Below are 20561 nucleotides of genomic sequence, written 5' to 3'. Positions count from 1 at the left end.
ATTTATCCGGAGATTGAAAATGATATTACGCGCCTTAACCGTATTAATGACTTTGTTCATTAATTATGCTACCGCCACCACTTTGGACGATATTAAGCCACATTCACCAACACAAAGCCCTTGGAATGAGCAGTGGTTTTATTACATAAACGATCCAGCCGTGGGCTATATAAAGGTGAGCCTGCAGACTTACATCATGGGCGACGCACCCAGCCTGCAGGAAAAAGGCTATATTCACGTGGTGTTTACACCTCGGGTGGGGGCGACCAGGGTCTATGACTATTTTTTTGACGATGTGCAGCTATCCGACGGGGACCCAGAGGAACCCTACTCATTCAGCTATAGCATTCCAGGTGTGGTGGAAGCGAATCAGAACCGCATTGAGCTGACCCTTCCGGACCTCTATTTCACATCAGAAAGGCTTGGAGCCCATGATCATTACTGGGGCTGGCCAAACCCGGGCGCCACTCCATTCGGATTAATCGGCGAGCTGCCATTTATAGAAAATCGCTGGTTCGTATTTAGCCTCGGCACCCTGACTCGTTATTCATATAGCGATCAGTATGTCTCTCATGAAGGCCAGGCTATCGCTTACATCGATAAACTATGGACCCGGAATCAAGGAAAAGGCTTCGCTTATATCATGGCGACTTCAGATAAGGTCAGACTGATGTTTTCAGGGGGAGAAGACGGTGGAATCCCTATTGAACTCTGGGCGGGTAAGTACAAGTCGCCGACAGAAAACGTGACATTTTATCCATCAATAGAAGGTTTAAGCGTACATAAGACCCTTGATGCCTGCTCAGGTGAAATAACAGTTGAATTTAGTAAACTTACGCATAAACTTGTGCTCCACGCCAAAGCCGACCGGCAAGACTTTTACGACTCGGAAATGCCGTCAATTATCGTTTTTAAGGCGGATAGACCTGTCATGAAAACGATGAATGCAAAGCTAACGATCGACTTATACCACTTTAATAAACTGGTGGAGAAAACGCATTTGCCGCAGGGAATTTTAGAGTTTGGCGGAGATTGGTATTGCGGTCGCAAATAAACAATCTAATTGAAAATATGGCTAAATGTCCGATTTACGGAATACAAAATAATCGTTAATTTAGTCGCCGATCCTCGTTCTTAGTTTTATTTAATAAAAAATATGTAATCTGATCACTGTATAGTTAGCCGAACATGTACGGAGTTGGGTCACAACGTAATAAGCAGTCACCAAATCAGTGCATTTATAGCACTGTGGAATGTACGCATATATATAAATAAGCGCAGTTTATGTTGTGGCCCGGAAAATGCCTTTATAAAGAGAGTCTAGCAGGCCGGAATCCTGTTTCGCCGGCGTCCAGGAGGAGTTACTGATCATGGGAATCTTTCAATTTAGCGGTTCGAAGACTGAACCGGAGCTAAGCTCTGGCATGTCGCCACTTATTCGGCCGCAATATTCAAAAATTCTCGCTCTATTTCGCGCAATAGATAGCATAGCTATCCATTTTTGCTTGCTGGGAACGTTAGCGCTTTTTGACGTGGCCTGGAATGAATCTTATTCCTGGCTGAGCATCATGTTCGTTATTACGTTCGGCTTTTGTGCGGAAATTAGCCAGATTTATTACCTTATGCGCGGACTGACCACCGGCAAGCTTGCCTGGTACGTCGTTAGATCCTGGATGTTCGCATTAGTGCTGATCTCGCCTTTCGCCATCCTGGGCCTGCTGCCGAATATTAATTTGGAAGCGCTGGCGTATTGGGCGATCGCAGTACCGACAGGCCTGGTAAGTCTGCACTTGTTGCGGCGCGTAGCGCTGTTCAGCATCCGCAGACGCAACGTCAGTTCCAAACGGGTAGGCATCGTCGGCGCCACAACTCTGGGCGTCAGACTTTACGACTCCTTGAGCAACATGCCCTGGCTCGGCTATAAGATCGCCGGCTTTTACGACGACCGCATAGATATGACGGATTTGACCCGTCGCGTCACTATTGAGGAAAAAGCCCTGTGCGGCGGCTTCGACAAGCTCTATGAGGATGTCCATAGCGGCAAGGTGGACACGATTTACATCACTCTGCCCATGTGCGCGGAGCGTAGAATCAAAGACATGATGGACAGACTCGCGGACACCACCGTTACCGCTTACGTCATTCCTGATTTCTTCAGCTTCAACCTGCTGTACTCGCGACTGACCACCATTCGCGGCATTCCCGCCATCAGCGTTTACGATTCTCCACTGGTGGATCACGGGTTCGCCAAGCGTATGACGGATATTGCTATGGGTCTGTTCTTTATACTGGTGACGGCCATTCCAATGCTGATTATCGCTGCGGCGGTGAAGCTGACTTCGCCAGGCCCCGTGCTCTTCAAGCAAACTCGTTACGGTATTGGCGGCGGCCCGATCAAGGTTTGGAAATTCCGTTCAATGACAGTCTGTCAGGACGGCGACAATATTCAACAGGCCACCAAGAATGACTCCAGGTTGACCAAAATCGGCGGCTTCTTACGTCGCACTTCCCTGGACGAATTGCCGCAGTTTTTCAATGTTCTTGGCGGCAGCATGTCTATTGTCGGCCCTCGTCCTCATGCCGTTGCGCACAATGAGTATTATCGCCAACACATTAAAGGCTATATGCTGCGCCACAAGGTCAAACCCGGCATTACCGGTCTGGCCCAGGTCAACGGCTTCCGCGGCGAAACAGCGGAAATGAAAGACATGTCCGGCCGCATCTGGTATGACTTGGAGTACATTCGCCACTGGTCTCTGAGCATGGACTTCAAGATTATATTCATGACCGTCTTTAAAGGTTTCGTGGGCAAAAAAGCTTACTAAGACCGCTCCGAATTCAGGCCTTTCCCACCAATCCGGGAAAGGCCGCCCTCTCCTCTCCCCCGCGCTATTTTCACTCCTGCAAAAGCTTTGTAATTTCAACAAATAAGCATCAAGAAACACAACGCCAAACTGGTGGTCCAATGATGGATTGGAAGGACAGGCATTACCCGCCAGCTTAAGCTCACACACCCCAATCTGCACATCAGCCCAGTCATATCTCAACATCTCTATCCATGCCTGCCAGCCCTTAGCAACGTTTCTCTTACTTCTTAATCCTTCTCTACCCCAACAACACTGCCGCCTCCTGCGGAACAAACAAAACTATAACTACAGCTAAGACATAGTTTATAACGCCGGCTTTCAGGCCCTGATGACGAGAAAGGGACAAACGATAAAAGAAGCGCCTTCCTCTATATAAGTCTCATAAGGCGTATATGGGTTGAAATATGACGAAGCAGCAAAGAGCTGAGCTCCTCGCAACTCCACCCCATGCATAAACGCTAACGATAGGATGCTAAGCGCAAGTATTCGACAAGGCTTTAATCTCACGCACAAAAAAGCCCGCATATATGCGGGCTTCGTGATTCAGGTTACTGGAGCAACTACACTCCGGTTGGCTCAACCCGACGTTTGGTTTTCGCCGCCGTCACACTCGTTTCCTTAAGCGGATAGGTGTTGTAGGAAGAATAATGAATGTACTCATGCTGATTCTTACGCTTCGCTACATCAATCTGATTCAATACCGCGCCGACAAGGTTGGCGTTAACTTCACGCAAGCGCTTGATGCCTTTCTGAATGAGCGGCGCCGGCGTATCTTCAGACCTGATGATATAAACCACCGCGTCAGAATAAGAAGACAATACCAACGAGTCGCTCACCGCCTGAGTAGGCCCAGAGTCGATGATAATGCGATCATAACGCTTCTTGAGAACAGCCAGAACCAAATGGAAACGGTTACTGGAAATCATCTCCAACGGATTAGTGGGCTGCGTCCCCGCCGTCAAGACACTTGCCTTGGTGCCATTGAGGCGGTGCAGACAGTGCTCCACTTCCGCAGTGCCAGCCACCAGGTCAGACAGCCCAGGCGTGTCTGGCGACAAACCAATCGACTTGGCCAGCATAGAGCGGCGCATATCGCCATCTATCAACAGTACTTTTTCGGTCTGCCCTAGGGCTTCCGCCAGATTCAACGCCACGGTGGTCTTACCCTCGCCCGGAACCGTAGACGTCACCAGAATCACCTTATACGGCTGATCCACACGGGATAGAATCAAGCTCGTGCGCAAGCTGCGAATAGATTCCGCAAAGTGACTATGCATAGAGGACAGGAAACCCTCAAACGCCGCTTTCGACTTCTTACTTTTCACTAATGGCAGCAGCCCCAATACCGGCAGACGGAACTTCTCCTCGATATCAGCAGTACTGCGAATAGTGTTATCCAGAGCGTCACGAATGAAAGCGCGCACAATACCCAAACCAAAACCGGCCATGATCAGCATAAGGAAGATCATTTTCTTGTTGGGCTTGTAAGGTGAGCCAGGCGGAATGGCGGAATCGATGATGCGCGCATGCGCCGCCTGCAAGCCTGTCGCCTCGTGAGTTTCCTTAGCGCGCGACATGAACAGATCGTACAGCTTGCGGTTGGTCTCCACCTCTCTTTCCAGTTCACGCAACTGGAACTCCTTCCGGTTTACGCCCTGCAAACTGTTCTTAGCCTGATCAAGCTGTCTGGCGATAGAGCGCTCGTTTTCCACCGAAATCTTATAGGCGGACTCAATGCCCCGCGCAGCACGCTGTAACTGAGTTTCCAACTCTGATTTGATAGACTTCAGCTCCGCCATCGCGGAAATCATTTTCGGGTGCTTTTCGCCGTAACGCTTACTCAGCTCATCGACTTTACGCTGAGCATCGTCCTGCCTTTCCTTTAGAGAACGCACCAACGGGTTCTCCAGAATAGCCGGCAACTCCAACAGATATTCAGGAGGCGGCGTTTCGCCAAAAATAGTCATCTGCTGGTACACGTTGGCGGCTTCCATACGCACCCGACGCGCTTCAACATTACGTTCGGTCAGTTTGGACAGCTCTTCCGCGTTCAGGGTTTTAACCCCTCTTACGTCCACCAGTTTCTCAGCCTCACGGAACTCCTGCAGACGCTTCTCCGACTCACGCAGCTTCTCACGCAACCCTTCCAAACTCTCGCCCAGCCACATGGTCGCCTTCTCCGTCAGCGCCATTTTCGCCGCCAGATGACTTTCAATAAACTGCGTCGCCGTAGCATTGGAGATCAACGCCGCCACCTTGGGATCTCTGGCGTCAAACCGAACTTTCACCAACTGAGTATTGCGCACAGGATCAATCGTTAACCGCGACATAAATATGCCGACAACGGCTTCAAACTTGGCCTTTTCAGACAGCGGTTTCTTATTGATGCGCAGGAAGTCGAGCGTTTCAGGTTCAAATGGCCACACAGACTCAATCTGCTCCAGCGGCACCCACTCTTTCCAGTTGAAAGCCTTTTGGCGGAATGGATCAAACTCCGGCATATTGACCAACTCCAGCCGCTTCACCACTTCTTCGGCCAGACTGCGGGAACGCAGGATCTCGTATTGGGTTTGCAGGTATTCCTGGTTATTGCTGTTCAGGCCATATACATCCTGAATGTTAATAACTTTAGGCTGGTTGTTTTCGATCAGTACAGTGGTGGTCGCCTGATACATCGGCTTGATGTACTTGAGCGCCACATAGCCGGCGCCGCCCGCCAGCAAGACCAGAAACACGATGCCCCACTTGTATTCAAGAATAGCGTTCCAATAACGTCGAAGATCGATGATCTCTTTGTCGCCGGGCGTGTCCGCCAGATGTCGCGGCGGCGTTGATCTTAAGTTATCCATTTAAAAGAAACTCTCTTCCACAATAATAATGTCCCCTGGATGCACGCGCGTGCTCTGGTCCGCGGGACGCTGGGTTTGATTCGGATCGTTTTCGGTAATGATAAAAATCTTGTTCTTGTTTGCGCGGTTGGTGAAACCGCCGGCCAATGACGCAGCCTTACGCACGGTCAGCCCGGGCTGATAGGAAAATCCGCCCGGATTCTTTACTTCGCCGTTAATAAAAAACTTCCTGTACTCCAATATGGTGACGCTGACCTTGGGATCGACCAAATACCCGTCCCTCAAACCATTTGCGATAAGCTCCTGCAATCGACTCACCGTCAAACCAAGCACCTTAATCTCGCCCAAAAAGGGATAAGAGACCGTACCTGCATCGCTGAGCCGCGCCTCCAGCGTCAAATCGCTTTCGCCATACACTTGAACACGCACATAATCTCCTGAGCCAAGCGTATACTCAGACAACCCCTCTTCCGCAAAACTCCGTTGCGCCGGAATCAATATTGAAGCCAGCAGCATCAAAGCGGATAGAAACACACCGCTGACCATGGCTACCCAATGCTTCCTGTAATGATTCATCCAAACACCACACCTGTATAAATTTCGACACGAACAAGATACTTTATCCGCATTTAACTTTAAAACCCTGCATTAACATATATGGTCGCCAGATTGCGTGTATGCGAATAGCTGTCCAATGTTGAATCTCTGTCTTTAAAGTTCCATGACGCGCCGACGTTCAACCATTCCCTGAATGCGTAATCCAACGCCAGCGTCGCTTCGGAGGTATCGTCCTTACGGGACTCTGGGTCATTTTCGTACACATCGCGGGTCCAGTTGTATGCGACCTTGCTCGTAATCCGATCGTTCCAGTTGTGGGTCCAGGATGCGCCAACGCGCTTCTCGTCAATAAAGTCGCCTCTTCCATAAGACTCCTCAGCGCTACGCTCTACAGTGAAACGCAGCTTTGAATACGGCTTCAACGCCCAATCGACAATGGTCTCCCAACTGGCGCCGGAAAAGTCTTCGCGACTTTCATCTTCAAAACGTTTTTCCGCGCGGCCGACTTTAAACGTGGCCTTGGTGATATCCGTAGCGGCCCAGGAAACTCCGGCTAAAAACTTGTAGTAATCGCTGTCTTTGCTGCCGCCTGCGCCATCTGCAGGAGACGGGTCATTCATGTAATCCGTGTGTGTCCGCGACACATCCAGCACCAGACCGGTCTTGTTCCCCACCCGCCAGAAAAAGCCAGCTCCGGTTTCGAGAGTGCGGCGATCACGCAGACGGGTTTCGTCCCGCTGATTGGTGTATTCAGTCTGTGCGCCAGCCAGCTTCAGCGTCAGGCGGCCATCAGAGGTCTTGGAGCCGAAAGTATAGGTCAACGCAGCGGCGGAGCGATCATACTCAATCAGGTCTTCCAGTGGCGCCACGTCAGGGCCCTGCTTAATACCGGTGCCCCGATCTTCATGCCCTGCTTCAAAACGACCCAGCAACTCCAGCGTGTTGCGATGGTTCAGGGTCCAGAACGCCTTGCCGTTGACGAAATGGTCGATGTAGTCGTCGGTGTGGGCGCTGGCGTAACTGCCCGAACTCATTTTGTATCCGAGATAGTAGCTATCATCGCCTTTCAGCGCCTCCAGCATCACGCCGGTGGAGACGATAGTGACAAAGGACTCTTTCTTGTCGTCCTTCTGCAGATAGATGTTATCGTTATACTTTTCTTCCACCTTCACCTGTGGGTAAACATTGACTGGCCCGGCGGAGAAAGAAAACGGCTCCGCAGCCGCCCACGCCGAAGAGCCGCTCAGTGCGGCGATGCAGGCAGCCAAAATACGAAGCTCGCCGCGACGATCGCGGACGGATTTTTTTATATGCTTGTTAAAGTTAAAAAGAAGTTTAGATTTGGTACTACCGCCAACTGTCATTCTTCATAGTCCTTTAGCATTACTTGAGATTGTTAGCACTTAAGAAAAACATGATAATTCGTTTCGTCTTGATCATCAGATGACTAAGCAGGAAGCATGCCTGCGGCAAAAAAACGCCGCGCGCATTAAAACATGTCCACTCTTAAGTTCATTATGAAAAATTTTATAAGGTTCCACTTCTGTGAGTGGGTCGCATTATATCGTTTAATACGGATGAAACCTTATAAAATTCAGCAAGAATGTACTCCTATACGTATAAAATGCCGGAAACACACACATATATTTCCTTTGTACTAGCCAAAAAGTTCTATAAATAACATGGCATTACTTCTGGTATTGTAATAGGGGTCTGTATTCGTCCGTGAAGCAGCTTTTAACACAATAATGTTTCGGAAAGACAATTTCATTTCATGAAAGGAATTTAATGTATCTTCGCGTATTACAGCTTGGTTACGGCGGCTACAGGCCCCGCGCCGCCCCAAAGAGGAGCGGTCGCGACAGAATGTATTCTCTGGGGCTCCATTTTGATGCAAAAAGAGTTTACATCTCAAATTCTTTAAGCAATTTTATGGCGGCCTCAACCTGATACAACCCCGACTCTACTATTCCGGGGTGCGATTAATGAACAATTTCATGCTGTAAGTAAAACCTGTAATAAATCTGGCGTATTTTTTGTAAGTCTTCATTTAAGCGGAATGTCGAATATTATTTGCGCGCCGCCGAATACAAAAAACAGCCAATTGCTGAATTAATCTTCAAGGAGAAGAGAATTGAAAGTAACAGTATTTGGAATCGGTTATGTAGGCCTTGTTCAGGCGGCCGTGCTTGCCGATGTCGGACACGATGTAATGTGCGTCGATGTCGACGAGGCGAAAGTTGAGAACCTGAAGAAGGGGATCATTCCAATTTACGAACCCGGTCTGACGCCTATCGTAGAGGCTAACTTTGAAGCGGGCCGGCTAAAATTTACGACAGACGCCAAGTTGGGCGTCGAGCATGCTGAAATTCAGTTCATCGCTGTCGGCACGCCGCCGGATGAAGACGGCTCCGCGGACCTCAAATATGTTCTGGGCGTCGCCGCCACCATCGCCAGCTACATGACCTCGCCAAAGCTGGTGATCAACAAAAGCACCGTTCCAGTCGGCACCGCGGACAAAGTAAGCGCCGCCATCGCTGCGAAATTGAGCGAGCGTGGCGAAAACATTGACTTCGACGTCGCCTCCAACCCTGAGTTCCTGAAGGAAGGCGCGGCGGTCACCGACTGCATGAAGCCTGATCGCATCGTTGTAGGCTCTGAGAATCCAGGGTCCGTCGAAAAGCTGCGCGAACTCTATGCGCCCTTCAACCGTAACCATGATCGTATGATTGTTATGGACGTACGCTCGGCTGAACTGACAAAATACGCCGCCAACTGCATGCTGGCGACGAAAATCAGCTTCATGAATGAAATCGCCAATCTGGCGGAAAAGCTCGGTGCGGATATAGAAAACGTACGTAAAGGCATCGGATCTGACCCACGTATCGGTTACCACTTTATCTACCCAGGCTGCGGCTACGGCGGCTCCTGCTTCCCTAAAGACGTGCAAGCCATGGTTCGCGCCGCAGACAGCATCGATTTCGACGCACAGTTGTTGAAGGCGGTGGAGTCGGTCAACTACCGTCAGAAAGAAACGTTGTTCAAAAAAGTCAGCGCCTATTTTGATCACAAGCTGGAAGGCAAAACCATCGCGTTATGGGGACTGTCTTTCAAGCCCAATACCGACGACATGCGCGAAGCCTCCAGCCGCGTGCTGATGGAAGCACTGTGGCGCGCAGGCGCGAAAGTCCGCGCATATGACCCGGAAGCCATGGAAGAAACCCAGCGTATTTACGGCGCCCGCGACGACCTGTCTCTGGTGGGCACCAAAGAATCCGCGCTGCAAGGCGCCGACGCGCTGGTGATCTGCACCGAATGGAAGTCTTTCCGAGCGGCGGACTTTGCAATGATCAAACAAACATTGCAGAGCCCGGTCATTTTCGACGGTAGAAACTTATACGATCCTGAAACCGTGAAAAAGTACGGACTGGATTACTACGGCATCGGCCGCGGTCTCAGCATCGCTCGCTAGTCGTATACGCCCACGCCGCCTGTAACGGCGACGTGGGCGCGGTTCGCCTCAGGGCGGCGACACCGGCTTGTTATTAACTCAAACACCAGATTATTGATCTCAAAGTTTTAAGGGACTGTCAGAATGCTTAACGAAGCCACAACCACCAACGTCGGCGGAATCAGGACCAGTTGTCTCGACCGCAAACAACTCGCGTTGCTGGTGGGGGAAATCTGCCAAAACTACACTCCGGACCAGTCGGCGTTTTTGATTTTCTCCTCGAATGGGCAAGCGATTTCATTGGCGGGCTCCGACCCCGCTTACCTTGAACTGATGAACAATGTCGATCTGGTGCATGCGGATGGACAAAGCGTCGTAACCTTGTCCCGCTGGTTCTCCGAACGTCCTATCGCCGAACGTTCGGCCACTACTGACATGATTCACGACATCCCGGTTCACTACGCCCCTACTCTCAAGCATTTCTTTTTAGGCGGCCTCAAGGACGTTGTGGAACAGGCGGCGAAAATCTACAGCGACACCTACGCCAACGCAGAAATCGTAGGCGTACGCGACGGTTATTTCTCAGCGGCGGACGAATTGAACATCGTGGAGGAAATCAACCAGTCCGGCGCAGACGTGCTTTGGGTTGGTCTGGGCAAACCCAAAGAGCAAGAGTTCTGTATTCGCCACAAAGACAGATTGAAAGTACCGGTGGTGATCAGCTGCGGCGGTTGCTACAACTTTTTAACCGGACACTATAAAAGAGCGCCGGAATGGGTGCAGAACAACGGTCTGGAGTGGGTGCACCGCATGGTCCTCAACCCACGCAAACTGTTCTGGCGTTACTTGATCACTAATCCTCATACGATTTATCTGGCCTATAAAAACCGCTACCGCGGCGACAGAGATACGGAAAGCAAGAAAGTGCTGTTTCTGCTGAAGACGTTCTCCAAAGGCGGCGGCGTGGAGCGCGTATCCGCCAATCTGGCCACCAGTTTAAAAGCCCAGGGATACGATCCCGAGTTTTATGTGTTCTTTTCCAAAGAAGAAGACATCAGTCAATTACGCCAAGATTGGCCCGTCACCTTGGTGGAGCCAAGTCGCAAGAGCCCGCTTAAACTTATCGGCGAATTTTTGAGATTTCGCCGTCATGTGAAGAATAATCGCATTGGCGTGGTTATCTCATCAAAAGAGACCGCCAACCTGATCAGTCTGATTGCGCTCATGTTTTTGCCCCGAGTCATGAAGCTGTTCACCCGCCATTGCGCCTTTGACGTTTCAGACCAAAAGCTGGCGCCGCGCAGCATCAAAGCACTGTATTGCATGTACGCGCTGACCCGCAGTCGCATCGTTACTGTCTCAGAAGATCTCGCGCACCAAATCAAGGCGTTCCTGCCCTATAACCGTAACAAGGTCGTAGCGCGGGCCAACCCGATTATTGATGAGCGTATATTTACCTTGGCGGAAGAGTCCGCACCGATACAGGGCGACTATCTCTGCGCAGTGGGCAGATTGTGTGAACAGAAAGGCTTCGATTTGCTTCTGGACGCTTACAAACAAGCGCTGACTATACAGCCTGCATTACCCAGGCTGGTTATCGTGGGCGAAGGCGATGACCGCGCAGCCCTGGAGAAGCAGGCGGCGGATCTCGGACTGACCGACAAAGTGATTTTCTACGGTTTCACTCCAAATCCATACGCGATCATCAAGCACGCCAAACTGTTTGTCATGTCGTCTCGCCATGAAGGCCTGCCTACCGCATTGGTGGAAGCCATCGCCTTGGGCGTGCCAGTGGTTTCCAGCGACTGTGAAACCGGCCCCCGTGAATTGCTGGACAATGGTCGTTACGGCGGCCTGGCGCCCAACCAGAACCCGACTGCATTGGCGCAAGCCATCGTTGATAACTTAACAACGCCCATAGCGCCTGAAGCGGAAGCGGTGAGCAAATACCGTTACGCTGACGCCGCCGACGCTTACATCAAGCTGTTCGGAGAGCGGATGGCATGAAAACCCAAAGCGTAGCCATCGTCCTGCATGACCTGCGGGGCGGCGGCGCCGAAAAAATGATGGTGCGACTCGCCAATGCGTTGGCGGAACAGAATACAGCGGTGACCATGGTCCTGCTGACAGAGGGCGGTGTAAACAAAGCGGAGTTATCCTCAGCCGTAAAGCTGGTGGAGCTTGGCTCCCCGCGCACCTTGAGTTCCGTGCCCAGACTGGCGGCTTATTTGCGTGAAGCGCGACCAGATAGAATTCTATCCGCGCTGACCCATGTGAACGTGGCCGCCGCCCTGGCCTGCGCCATGACCGGCATGCTGCGTCGTCTGGTGGTGAGCGAGCGCAACACCTACTCCCTGGACAAGAAGGTCAACACTGGCGCGGTGATGAAATTCACCTACTGGCTGGCCCCCAAAATTTATCGTCGCCTGCCAAACCCGATCATCGCGGTATCCGGCGGCGTCGCACGCGATCTGATTGAGACAGAGTCGCTGCGTCCCAAAGACATTGTCGTGGCGCCCAATCCGGTATTAACCGCCAAAGTTCTTACCATGATGGACGAGCCCGCCAGCCACCCGTGGCTACAAGATCCCGCCATGCGCGTCGTCGTCGCAGTGGGTAGGCTCAGCCATCAAAAAGGGTTCGACACGCTCATACGCGCCTTTGCGCAAGTCGCAGATATCGCCAACCTGAAACTGGTCATCTTTGGCGAAGGCGAGCTACGTGAAGAGTTGAGCGCGCTCGTCGGCCAACTGCAACTGACGGAAAAAGTCGATCTGCCCGGTTACGCCGCCAATCCTTTAGCGGAAATGAAAGCGGCGGACCTGTTCGTGCTGTCTTCGAGGTTTGAAGGAAGCCCCAACGTCCTGGTGGAAGCCATGGCCACAGGCGTTCCCGTATTGGCGACCAACTGCCCCTCCGGACCGGATGAAATTCTGGACCAGGGTCGTTTGGCCCCGCTGGTGCCGGTTGACGACGTCAACGCCATGGCGCAGGCGTTGCGCAAGTGCATGGAGCACCCCAGCGACAACGCTGAATTGAAAAACCGGGCCGATCGCTATCGCGACGCCCTATCCGCTCAAGCCTACAGTGCGGTATTAAACGGTTCTGTCACTGTCTGGGGGCGTTGAATTCGGATGTCATCGGTTAACTGCGAAAACGGGCGTATCTTGTGACGATTACGCGCAATCAGTTAAGAGATTTTTTTCTCGGCTTGGTCATGTTCTATTACTCCGGCTTTATGTCGTTCCTGACCGGATTAGTGTCCGGAGGCGGCAGAAGCGGCCACGGCGGCGCGGAAATGATCGCGGAGTCCGCTAGCGGCAACATGGTGCGCCAGTTAGTGGGGCTCAGCATACTGGGCATAGGCGGTTATTTCGTGCTGCATCTGCGCGACCGCTCCCTGGGCACCTTTGTGTCGCGACATATTTACTGGCTGATATTGCTCGGCTATATCGTGCTGTCCATTCTGTGGTCGGTCGAGCCCAGCGTGTCGGTGCGGCGTATCATCAGTCTTATGATCGTCTTTGTCGCAGCGCTGGCGCTGTTGCAAGAATACACGCCGGAATACCTGCTCAGCCTCATTGCAAGAATTCTGGGGTGCGCCGCCATCGCCGGGTTGATATACGCAGTGATATCTCCCCAGAACGGCTTTATTCAGGGCGGTCTGCGGGAAGGCGCGCTGCTGGGCATTTTCGGCGACAAAAACGCAGGCGCCCGCTGTTACGTGTATGCGCTCATGACGTTCTATGGCTTGCGCATGTATGAAAGCCGGCAGGATAGAGTCCTCATCGGCGGCCTGGTGGTGGCGATTATTCTGAGTAATTCCGCCACCGCGCTGGCCATGGTGTTTGGCGGCATGGGCCTGACCACTATCTTCAACGGCAGCCGGGTGATCGGCAATTCTCAAAAGACTTTCAATCGCCTCATCGTGGTGACGGTGGGTCTGTTGATCGGCGCCGTACTGGCAAACTATTTCTATGAACTGATTCTGCTGTCCCTGGGACGCGACCCGTCGCTGACCAACCGCACCATCATCTGGGAGCTATTGGGACCAAGTCTGGATGACCGCCCCACCTTTGGCTACGGCTACGGCGCATTCTGGGCCAGCGTCTATGTCGAATCGTTCGTCAAAGTCTGGGGCTTCATCGGCAACGCCCACAGCGGTTACGTCGAGACGCGCCTCAACGGCGGTTACGTCGGACTAATCATTTTGATCGCTACCTTCATGATGTCTTTCTGGCGCATCGCCCGCGCCTTTACCTTCCATCCTGAGTCATCCGTATTCGCATTAATGGCGAGCATGCTGCTGATTCAGGCGGCGGTCAACTATATCGGTTTCATCATCCCGAACCACGTGAGCTTCGACATGTTCATGTTCTCGATCATTGTCATCGTGGCGGGCAAGTACGGGCTTTCGCGAGAACTCTCGCCCACTCCGCTGTACGAAGTGCAGCCGGACCCAGCGGAGGCGCGCGCATGAGTCGCGTCATCCATAGCTGCGCAGGCTTGCGCAGTCGCGTTTTTGATTTGACGCCAGAATGGAGTTAGTCATGGTCTCACATGAATTCAAATGCATTTTTATCCATATCCCCAAATGCGCCGGCACCAGCATTGAAAGCGCTTTGGGACATCTTGACGGATACCAGGGACGCAATGGCCAGGATCACAGATCAATCAGGCTGATGGCGAAACCGCGACTTAACCTGCGCACGTTGACATCCAAAGCGCGCCTGCTGGATATGGCGCGCAGCGTAAGACATCAGCGCCGCAGCGACATGAACCCGAAAAACAAAATCACCGTTTCCGACGAGCAGTACAAAAACTACTTCAAGTTTTCGTTCGTTCGAAATCCTTGGGCGCGTGCGTACTCCATGTACAAAAACGTGATTCGCGACGAAGCCCACAAACGCACTTTTGGCATCGAAGGCGACATGTCTTTCAAAGACTTCATGCACGCTTTCGCCGGCAAAGGCATGCTGCGTCCGCAAACCTATTGGCTCAAGGATGACAACGGCGACATCTCCCTCGACTACGTCGGCCGCTTTGAAAACCTGGAGGCGGATTTCAAAGAAGCCTGCCAGCGCATGGGCGTTCAACACATTGAACTGCCCCATAAAATCAAGGGCGACGGCGAAGATTATCGGCAGTATTACGACGAGGAAACCAGGCAGCTGGTAAGTCGGATATACAAGGACGAGATCGAGTATTTTGGCTACACGTTTTAAGAGCCGACGGCAGCAATCAGGAATACTATCGTGACAACAGCAAACTCCGACATGACCGCAGAAGCGCCACTGGTCTCCGTCATCATGCCCGTCTACAACCGGGAAAAAACGGTTGCTCAGGCGATAGAGAGCGTGCTGACGCAAACCTTCGCCGACTTTGAGTTAATTGTGGTCGACGATGGCTCTACGGACCGCTCAGCGGAAGTCGTCAACGGCTTTTCGAAGGATACGCGCGTGCGTTACCACCTGCAGGAAAACTCCGGGCGCCCTTCCCTTGCTCGCAACAGCGGCCTGAAACTGGCGCGGGGGCAATGGGTGGCGTTTCTCGACTCCGATGATCGCTGGACGCCCACCAAGTTGGAGCGTCAGATCGCACTGCTGGAACAGTGCGCAGCCCAGGGCGTCAGTCTGGATCTGGTGATCAGCGACTACGAGGTCATGGAGAACGAGGTTGTGAAACATTCGTCGTTCTTCAAAGCCTATAGCGTTAACCAGCGTCTCGCGGGAGCTGTCGAGCAAACCTTTCCAGACGGCTGGACTTATCGTCAGCGCCCCTTCCTGCAAGCTCTGTACGGCCTGGGCTTCGCCGCCACGCAAGCGGTGCTGGTGCGCAGATCGCTACTGGAACGAGTCGGCGGCTTCGATAGCGAACTGGTGTTCGCAGAAGACAACGACCTGTGGATGACCATCTCTGAGCAAGGCCGGGTTGGCTGCTCCAAAGGCATCGCCTATACCTACGTGCATCACGGCGACAATATCACCAGCGTTAAATCCGACCGATTCTATACCGACACCATCAACGTGTTGTTTAAACATCTGGCCACCGCCAGAAAGTTAGGGGTGCCAATGGAGCCCCTGAAAGAAAGATACGCCAACTACTACTTATCTCTGTGCCGCAACAGATTGCGGGAGCAGCGCTGGAAGGAAGCCGCTTCGGCCTTTTACAGCGGCCTGCCCGGGCTGACCAGTAAACGCAACTGGAAAATGACTGCGCGTATTGGAATCACTGCATTGCAGAGCCTAACGACGAAACGCGCGCGACGTTCGGCGCAGCTGAGTTGAGCGTAAACATGACGCATCGAAGCCAACAAAAGCAAATCAGCGTAGAGAAACCTGGTATACGGAATGCCTGCAAAAAGGCGGTTCCGCTTGAACATTTTAGACAACCTCACACCATGGAGCTGGGCGACTTATGACGACAGTGGACATAACCATACTATCCTGGGACCGGCTGGAAGACACCAAAGCCGCGATCGCCAGCGCACTGACGCAAACCGGCGTGGAGCTACGCGTAATCGTTGTGGATCAGGGCTCAAAAACAGAGAGCCTGAATCAATTGCGCGCATTCTGCCGCCAATATCCGAACGTGGACCTCGTTTGCAACGTTAACAATCTGGGTGTTCCAGGCGGACGCAATCAGGCCGCCTTTCAGGGCAACGGCGACTATATCGTCGCATTGGACAACGACGCGGAGTTCACCGACGAACACCAAATCGCCAATGCGGTTGAAATCATGGAGCGACAAAAAGATCTCGCCGCCATTGGCTTTCGCATTCTGCGTTTTGGCACCCGCTGCGAGGACCTGAGCAGCTGGAGCTATACCCAAAACGCCCACGAATGGGGCGACAAACCATTCTATACCACGCATTTCGTTGGCGCGGGACACATGATTCGCCGTAGCGTGTTCGATCAGGTAAACGGCTACGACGACTCGCTGTTTTTCCTGCAGGAAGAAGCGGAGTTGTCGCGTAAGCTGATCAACTGCGGCTACAAAATCCGCTATTCGCCAGAAGTGGTGATCGGTCACAAGGTCGCCGCGGAGCGTCGGGTCAACTGGAACGGACCCCGCTGGCGTTTCCATGTGCGCAACCGTTTCTATATGGACGTTAAATTCAGAACACCATTCGCCTCGTTGTGCCTGGGCACACTGCTTACGTTATACAAAGGCTTACGCGCCGGACTGATCCTCGACTCCACCGTCGGCTTCATGCAGGGGTTAGGCATGCTGCCGCAGGCCATTGCCTCCTGGAAACTTCCCGGCGTCGCGTCAACGCCCGCGTCCAAAGCCTATATCGCCTCCTGTTCCCAGAACCAGGGCGTATCCAGATGGCGTCGTATTCGACATCGGTTCAAGAAGGCCGGCGTGGCGCCGGGCCAGCAAGCAGCGGAGAGCAAATAATGGGACAAATGATGGAGCCAACCGGAATCAATTCACTGCAACCTAACCGGGCGCGCTGGCGCGAACTGAAAGCGCAGTTACTTGAAACCTTCGGCTCGGAGCTGCGCGGCAAGAAAGTTGTCTATCTGGATTATCCGTTGCACCTGAACCTGGGCGACCTATTGATTTACAAAGGTACGCTGACGCTGCTGGAGGAACTGGGCGCGCAGGTGGAAATGAGCTTCTCCACCAGCAACGCCGACCGCTTTTTCCGCACGCGCATTCCAGAGGATCGAGTGCTGTTGTTACATGGCGGCGGCAACTTTGGCGACATTTACAGTATTCACCAGGCGTTGCGGGAAAAAGTAATTAAACAGTTTCCCAACAACCCTATCCTCATCATGCCGCAGTCCGTGCACTTCAATGAGCCTGAGAAGTTCCTGCAAAACTGCGCGCTGTATCGCGAGCATAAGAACCTCAAAATGTATGTGCGCGATCAGGAGTCCTTTAACTTCATGGCGCAGGCATTGGAGCCGGAGCAGCTGTTCATGGCTCCGGATCTGGCCACCATGCTGATCGACGAGTGGACCTGGCCGCAGCAAATGCCCGAACGCACGCTGATGTTCCGCCGCAAGGACTGCGAGTCCGTATCCAGCGCAGCCGCGGCGGACGCTTTCGACTGGAACTCCTTGTACACCTCTATGGATATGAAGAAGTTTCGTCTGTTCAATCGCGTTTCAGGACTGGAGCGTAAGCACGACGTCAATCTGTTCACGTCGCCGCTGTGGGTGCGCTTCAGCGACGCCTTGATCAATAAGGCCGTGAATTTTTACCAGAGTTATGGACAGGTCGATACGGATCGTCTGCATGGTGCAATACTGGCTCTGCTGTTAGGCAGACCGGTGCTTTTATCGGATAACTGTTACAACAAAATCGACCGCTACGTGCGTTGTTGGCTGGTGTAATGGCGTTTTCGTCAGTTTGTAATACGGAGTCAATAGTGTGTTAAACCATCGGGCATGGAAGTTGATGTGGGTTTTCGTTGAAAAATTCAGCATCGTACTCATTTCCGTTTTCACTTTCTTCATCTACGCCAAGCTGCTGGGACCCGGTGAGCTGGGTCTGGCGCTGTTCGCCCTTTCCATTGGACAAGGCATCGGCGTTATTTATGTGGCTTTTCTGGAAGACCCGTTGGTGCGGCAGAACGATGTTCAGGCCGCTCACTTTGACTCCGCCTTCTGGGGCGGATTAGTGGTGAGTCTGGTCACCGCCACGGCCGTCATGATCGGGAGTCTGTTCGCCAGCGACGACGTACGCTTCCAATGGCTGATGTTCATCTCCGTGCTGCACATTCCCCTGCTGACCACCGGCCATATCTATGTCGCGGACCTGCGCCGCAAGGGCAAGTTCAAGTCTCTGGCGAAACGCACCATGGGCGGAAAGCTCATTGGCGCCGCAGTGGGCCTGACTCTTGCCTGGACCGGATACGGTAGCTTCGCCATTATCGTCCAGAGCGTCATTATGGCCCTGGTAAGCTTGGTGATCATGATGCGTACAAGTGAGCTGCATATTGGCTCCCAGTTCCGCATGTCCGTGTTTGGAGAGCTGTTGTCCGTCGGCTGGCCGCTGGCGTTGCGAGGCGCCAGCTGGGACGCCATGAACCGAGGCATCGCGATTATTCTGGGCCTCACCGCCGGTTCTGCGGCGGTAGGCGTATACGGTCTCGCCCGCAGAATGATAGACATGCCTCGCAGCGCCATTTATGGCGGCTTGCTCAGCTACGCCCTCCCGGCGTTCTCCAGAAATCAGCATGATCTGCCCAATTTGCAGAAAATGTTCTGCTTCACCACTCTCACCACCTGCTTCATCGTATTGCCGATGTTCGTAGGACTGGCCCTGGTGGCGCCGTACCTGATTCCCACATTGTTCGGTGAAGAGTGGCGTCCGGCTGCGCCGCTGATTCAGATTCTGGCGCTGGTGGCGGCGGTGGGCAACACGCTGATCTATGTTCCCACAGCACTGACGGCGGTCGCCAAGAACAAACTGACGCTACCGTCTGAGTTGATCGCCGCCGGTTCCGCCCTGGTCTTTACGGCAGTTATGGGTGCGGAAATGGGCGCCCTCGCAGGAGCTTGCGCCTTTATCGTGCATACACTGATCGCCTCGCCGGCAAAAGTAATTGGATTGAAGAAGGCGCTGCATATCGAGCCCAGCGAGTGGCTGCGGACAGTGTACAAAAGCATCGTCGCCGCCACCTGTATGGTCGGCGCCGTCTACGCTTTCGTCACCTATTACTCCACACTGCATCCAGCGTTATTGTCGGCCACCATTATCGCCATCGGCATGATGACCTATCTGACCATGTATACGCTGTTGCACAAAACCTGGGTCTCCGATCTGAAAGCCTTCCTGATGAAGTCTTAACGATCACGCTCAAGGGATACAAAAAAGCCGTTCCGGGACAATCCGGAACGGCTTTTTATTTGGGTCTTGAGTCGTCCTGAGTAGCGAGTCGGCGCTTAACTTTTGCCTGTGATCGCCAGCAGTTTCTGACGCCCCATCACCAGAGCCATGGCCGCCAGTGCCTTAGGGTGCGAAGCTAGAAGGTGCAGATCTCCACATGCCCACATCTTGCCACCCATTTCCGCCGACTTCACATAGTTGCCGCGACGGCGATACGCCATTAAAAAGTCAGCGAACATCCATAGTTTCATCTTGGCGACTTCTTTCTTGGGCAGCTGGAATTCACGCTCCACATGACGAATAAACTCTAGCTTGTGCTGCAGGTTTTTCTCCATATCGTCAGTGAGGTTGTCGCCTTCGTGGTTTTTGATCACCAGAATTTCCGGGACGGTATAACAGCCGCCCGCACGCGCCAGCGCCAGCCAGACAAACCGGTCTTCCGCAAAACGATAAGTCTCGGGAAATCCACCGACCTGCAGCACAGGGTCTTTTTCACAAATCACGCTGGAGGTGCCGTTAATGGTGTTCTCCAGAATCAGGCCCTCAAAGCTGGGGCCCGTCTTCACGAGCTTTCTATGCCACTTCACCACACCGTTACATGACGATGACGTAAAGGTATCCAGCATCACGCAATCTTTGCCTTCCCGCACCAATTCGTTCCACTTGGCGATCTGCATCTCCAGCTTAGCCGGCAGCCAATCGTCGTCGGAATCCAGAAACGCCAGAATACGGCCGGTCGCCATCGCCATCGCGGCATTTCTCGCTGCGCCGGGACCGCCGTTCTCCTGACGCTTGAACTTGATGCGCGGATCATTGAATTCTTTTACGACCGCTTCCGGGTCATCTTTCGAACCGTCATCCACCACCACAATTTCTCCGGGCAGGACGGTTTGCTTGTAAATGCAGTTAAGAGCTTCTCTCAGCTTATCGGCTCTGTTGTAGATGGGAATAATAACGCTGATATCAGCGGCGGATATTTCCTTACTCATG

The 20561-nt window shown here is 52.8% G+C and carries 15 protein-coding genes; 11 read left to right on the top strand and 4 right to left on the bottom strand.

What is annotated here, in order from left to right; translation table 11 throughout:
* Window positions 1–19 precede the first annotated feature (19 nt).
* Both ACQYWX_RS09335 and ACQYWX_RS09330 read left to right on the top strand, forming a co-directional pair.
* Window positions 20–1054, top strand: coding sequence for a hypothetical protein (locus ACQYWX_RS09335; protein WP_431688581.1), 1035 nt, complete (start codon window positions 20–22; stop codon window positions 1052–1054).
* A 316-nt stretch (window positions 1055–1370) separates the two neighbouring features.
* Complete coding sequence (locus ACQYWX_RS09330) at window positions 1371–2825, top strand: undecaprenyl-phosphate glucose phosphotransferase (RefSeq protein ID WP_431688580.1); 1455 nt, start codon at window positions 1371–1373, stop codon at window positions 2823–2825.
* 602 nt (window positions 2826–3427) lie between these two features.
* Here ACQYWX_RS09330 and ACQYWX_RS09325 read toward each other — a convergent pair.
* From ACQYWX_RS09325 to ACQYWX_RS09315, 3 genes are read right to left on the bottom strand one after another with little or no spacing between them, the layout of a single operon-like run.
* Entirely contained in the window at window positions 3428–5716 is a 2289-nt protein-coding gene (locus ACQYWX_RS09325; RefSeq protein ID WP_216737140.1) for a GumC family protein, read from the bottom strand.
* A complete protein-coding gene (locus tag ACQYWX_RS09320; protein WP_216737141.1) occupies window positions 5717–6292 on the bottom strand; it encodes a polysaccharide biosynthesis/export family protein in 576 nt (191 codons plus the stop codon).
* 59 nt (window positions 6293–6351) lie between these two features.
* Window positions 6352–7542, bottom strand: coding sequence for an outer membrane beta-barrel protein (locus ACQYWX_RS09315; RefSeq protein ID WP_431688579.1), 1191 nt, complete (start codon window positions 7540–7542; stop codon window positions 6352–6354).
* 866 nt (window positions 7543–8408) lie between these two features.
* On the opposite strand from ACQYWX_RS09315, the gene ACQYWX_RS09310 reads away from it, so the two are divergent.
* The 9 genes from ACQYWX_RS09310 (at window position 8409) to ACQYWX_RS09270 (ending at window position 19532) form a co-directional block, all read left to right on the top strand.
* Entirely contained in the window at window positions 8409–9746 is a 1338-nt protein-coding gene (locus ACQYWX_RS09310; RefSeq protein WP_216737143.1) for a UDP-glucose dehydrogenase family protein, read from the top strand.
* Between the two features lie 123 nt (window positions 9747–9869).
* Complete coding sequence (locus tag ACQYWX_RS09305; RefSeq protein WP_431688578.1) at window positions 9870–11732, top strand: WecB/TagA/CpsF family glycosyltransferase; 1863 nt, start codon at window positions 9870–9872, stop codon at window positions 11730–11732.
* The gene (locus ACQYWX_RS09300) at window positions 11729–12853 is read left to right on the top strand and encodes a glycosyltransferase (protein ID WP_431688577.1); all 1125 of its coding nucleotides are present in this window, start codon (window positions 11729–11731) and stop codon (window positions 12851–12853) included. Before ACQYWX_RS09305 ends, ACQYWX_RS09300 begins: the two co-directional genes overlap by 4 nt.
* Before the next feature lie 41 nt (window positions 12854–12894).
* Window positions 12895–14205, top strand: a complete 1311-nt coding sequence (locus ACQYWX_RS09295; protein WP_216737146.1) for an O-antigen ligase family protein — start codon at window positions 12895–12897, stop codon at window positions 14203–14205.
* 70 nt (window positions 14206–14275) lie between these two features.
* Entirely contained in the window at window positions 14276–14950 is a 675-nt protein-coding gene (locus ACQYWX_RS09290) for a sulfotransferase family protein (RefSeq protein ID WP_279502332.1), read from the top strand.
* 30 nt (window positions 14951–14980) lie between these two features.
* The gene (locus ACQYWX_RS09285) at window positions 14981–16012 is read left to right on the top strand and encodes a glycosyltransferase family 2 protein (protein ID WP_279502333.1); all 1032 of its coding nucleotides are present in this window, start codon (window positions 14981–14983) and stop codon (window positions 16010–16012) included.
* A 130-nt stretch (window positions 16013–16142) separates the two neighbouring features.
* The gene (locus tag ACQYWX_RS09280; protein WP_216737149.1) at window positions 16143–17129 is read left to right on the top strand and encodes a glycosyltransferase family 2 protein; all 987 of its coding nucleotides are present in this window, start codon (window positions 16143–16145) and stop codon (window positions 17127–17129) included.
* Window positions 17129–18073 (top strand): polysaccharide pyruvyl transferase family protein, encoded by a 945-nt coding sequence (locus ACQYWX_RS09275; RefSeq protein WP_431688576.1) that lies wholly within the window; start codon window positions 17129–17131, stop codon window positions 18071–18073. The genes ACQYWX_RS09280 and ACQYWX_RS09275 overlap by 1 nt, the downstream gene beginning before the upstream one ends.
* A gap of 64 nt (window positions 18074–18137) precedes the next feature.
* Entirely contained in the window at window positions 18138–19532 is a 1395-nt protein-coding gene (locus tag ACQYWX_RS09270; protein WP_431688575.1) for an oligosaccharide flippase family protein, read from the top strand.
* Window positions 19533–19627: 95 nt separating this feature from the next.
* Here ACQYWX_RS09270 and ACQYWX_RS09265 read toward each other — a convergent pair whose 3' ends face one another.
* The gene (locus ACQYWX_RS09265; protein WP_431688574.1) at window positions 19628–20560 is read right to left on the bottom strand and encodes a glycosyltransferase family 2 protein; all 933 of its coding nucleotides are present in this window, start codon (window positions 20558–20560) and stop codon (window positions 19628–19630) included.
* Window position 20561: the final 1 nt, after the last annotated feature.

Origin of the sequence: Hahella sp. NBU794 (genome assembly GCF_050749805.1) — a bacterium.
Classification (GTDB): Bacteria; Pseudomonadota; Gammaproteobacteria; order Pseudomonadales; family Oleiphilaceae; genus Hahella.
This window is presented reverse-complemented; position numbering and strand designations above follow the sequence as displayed.

What these genes read in the sequence shown, in the direction of transcription:
- ACQYWX_RS09335 (WP_431688581.1), top strand. Translation starts at nt 20, where the DNA reads ATGATATTACGCGCCTTAACCGTATTAATGACTTTGTTCATTAATTAT.
- ACQYWX_RS09330 (WP_431688580.1), top strand. Translation starts at nt 1,371, where the DNA reads ATGGGAATCTTTCAATTTAGCGGTTCGAAGACTGAACCGGAGCTAAGC.
- ACQYWX_RS09325 (WP_216737140.1), bottom strand. Translation starts at nt 5,716, where the DNA reads ATGGATAACTTAAGATCAACGCCGCCGCGACATCTGGCGGACACGCCC.
- ACQYWX_RS09320 (WP_216737141.1), bottom strand. Translation starts at nt 6,292, where the DNA reads ATGAATCATTACAGGAAGCATTGGGTAGCCATGGTCAGCGGTGTGTTT.
- ACQYWX_RS09305 (WP_431688578.1), top strand. Translation starts at nt 9,870, where the DNA reads ATGCTTAACGAAGCCACAACCACCAACGTCGGCGGAATCAGGACCAGT.
- ACQYWX_RS09300 (WP_431688577.1), top strand. Translation starts at nt 11,729, where the DNA reads ATGAAAACCCAAAGCGTAGCCATCGTCCTGCATGACCTGCGGGGCGGC.
- ACQYWX_RS09290 (WP_279502332.1), top strand. Translation starts at nt 14,276, where the DNA reads ATGGTCTCACATGAATTCAAATGCATTTTTATCCATATCCCCAAATGC.
- ACQYWX_RS09280 (WP_216737149.1), top strand. Translation starts at nt 16,143, where the DNA reads ATGACGACAGTGGACATAACCATACTATCCTGGGACCGGCTGGAAGAC.
- ACQYWX_RS09275 (WP_431688576.1), top strand. Translation starts at nt 17,129, where the DNA reads ATGGGACAAATGATGGAGCCAACCGGAATCAATTCACTGCAACCTAAC.
- ACQYWX_RS09270 (WP_431688575.1), top strand. Translation starts at nt 18,138, where the DNA reads ATGTGGGTTTTCGTTGAAAAATTCAGCATCGTACTCATTTCCGTTTTC.
- ACQYWX_RS09265 (WP_431688574.1), bottom strand. Translation starts at nt 20,560, where the DNA reads ATGAGTAAGGAAATATCCGCCGCTGATATCAGCGTTATTATTCCCATC.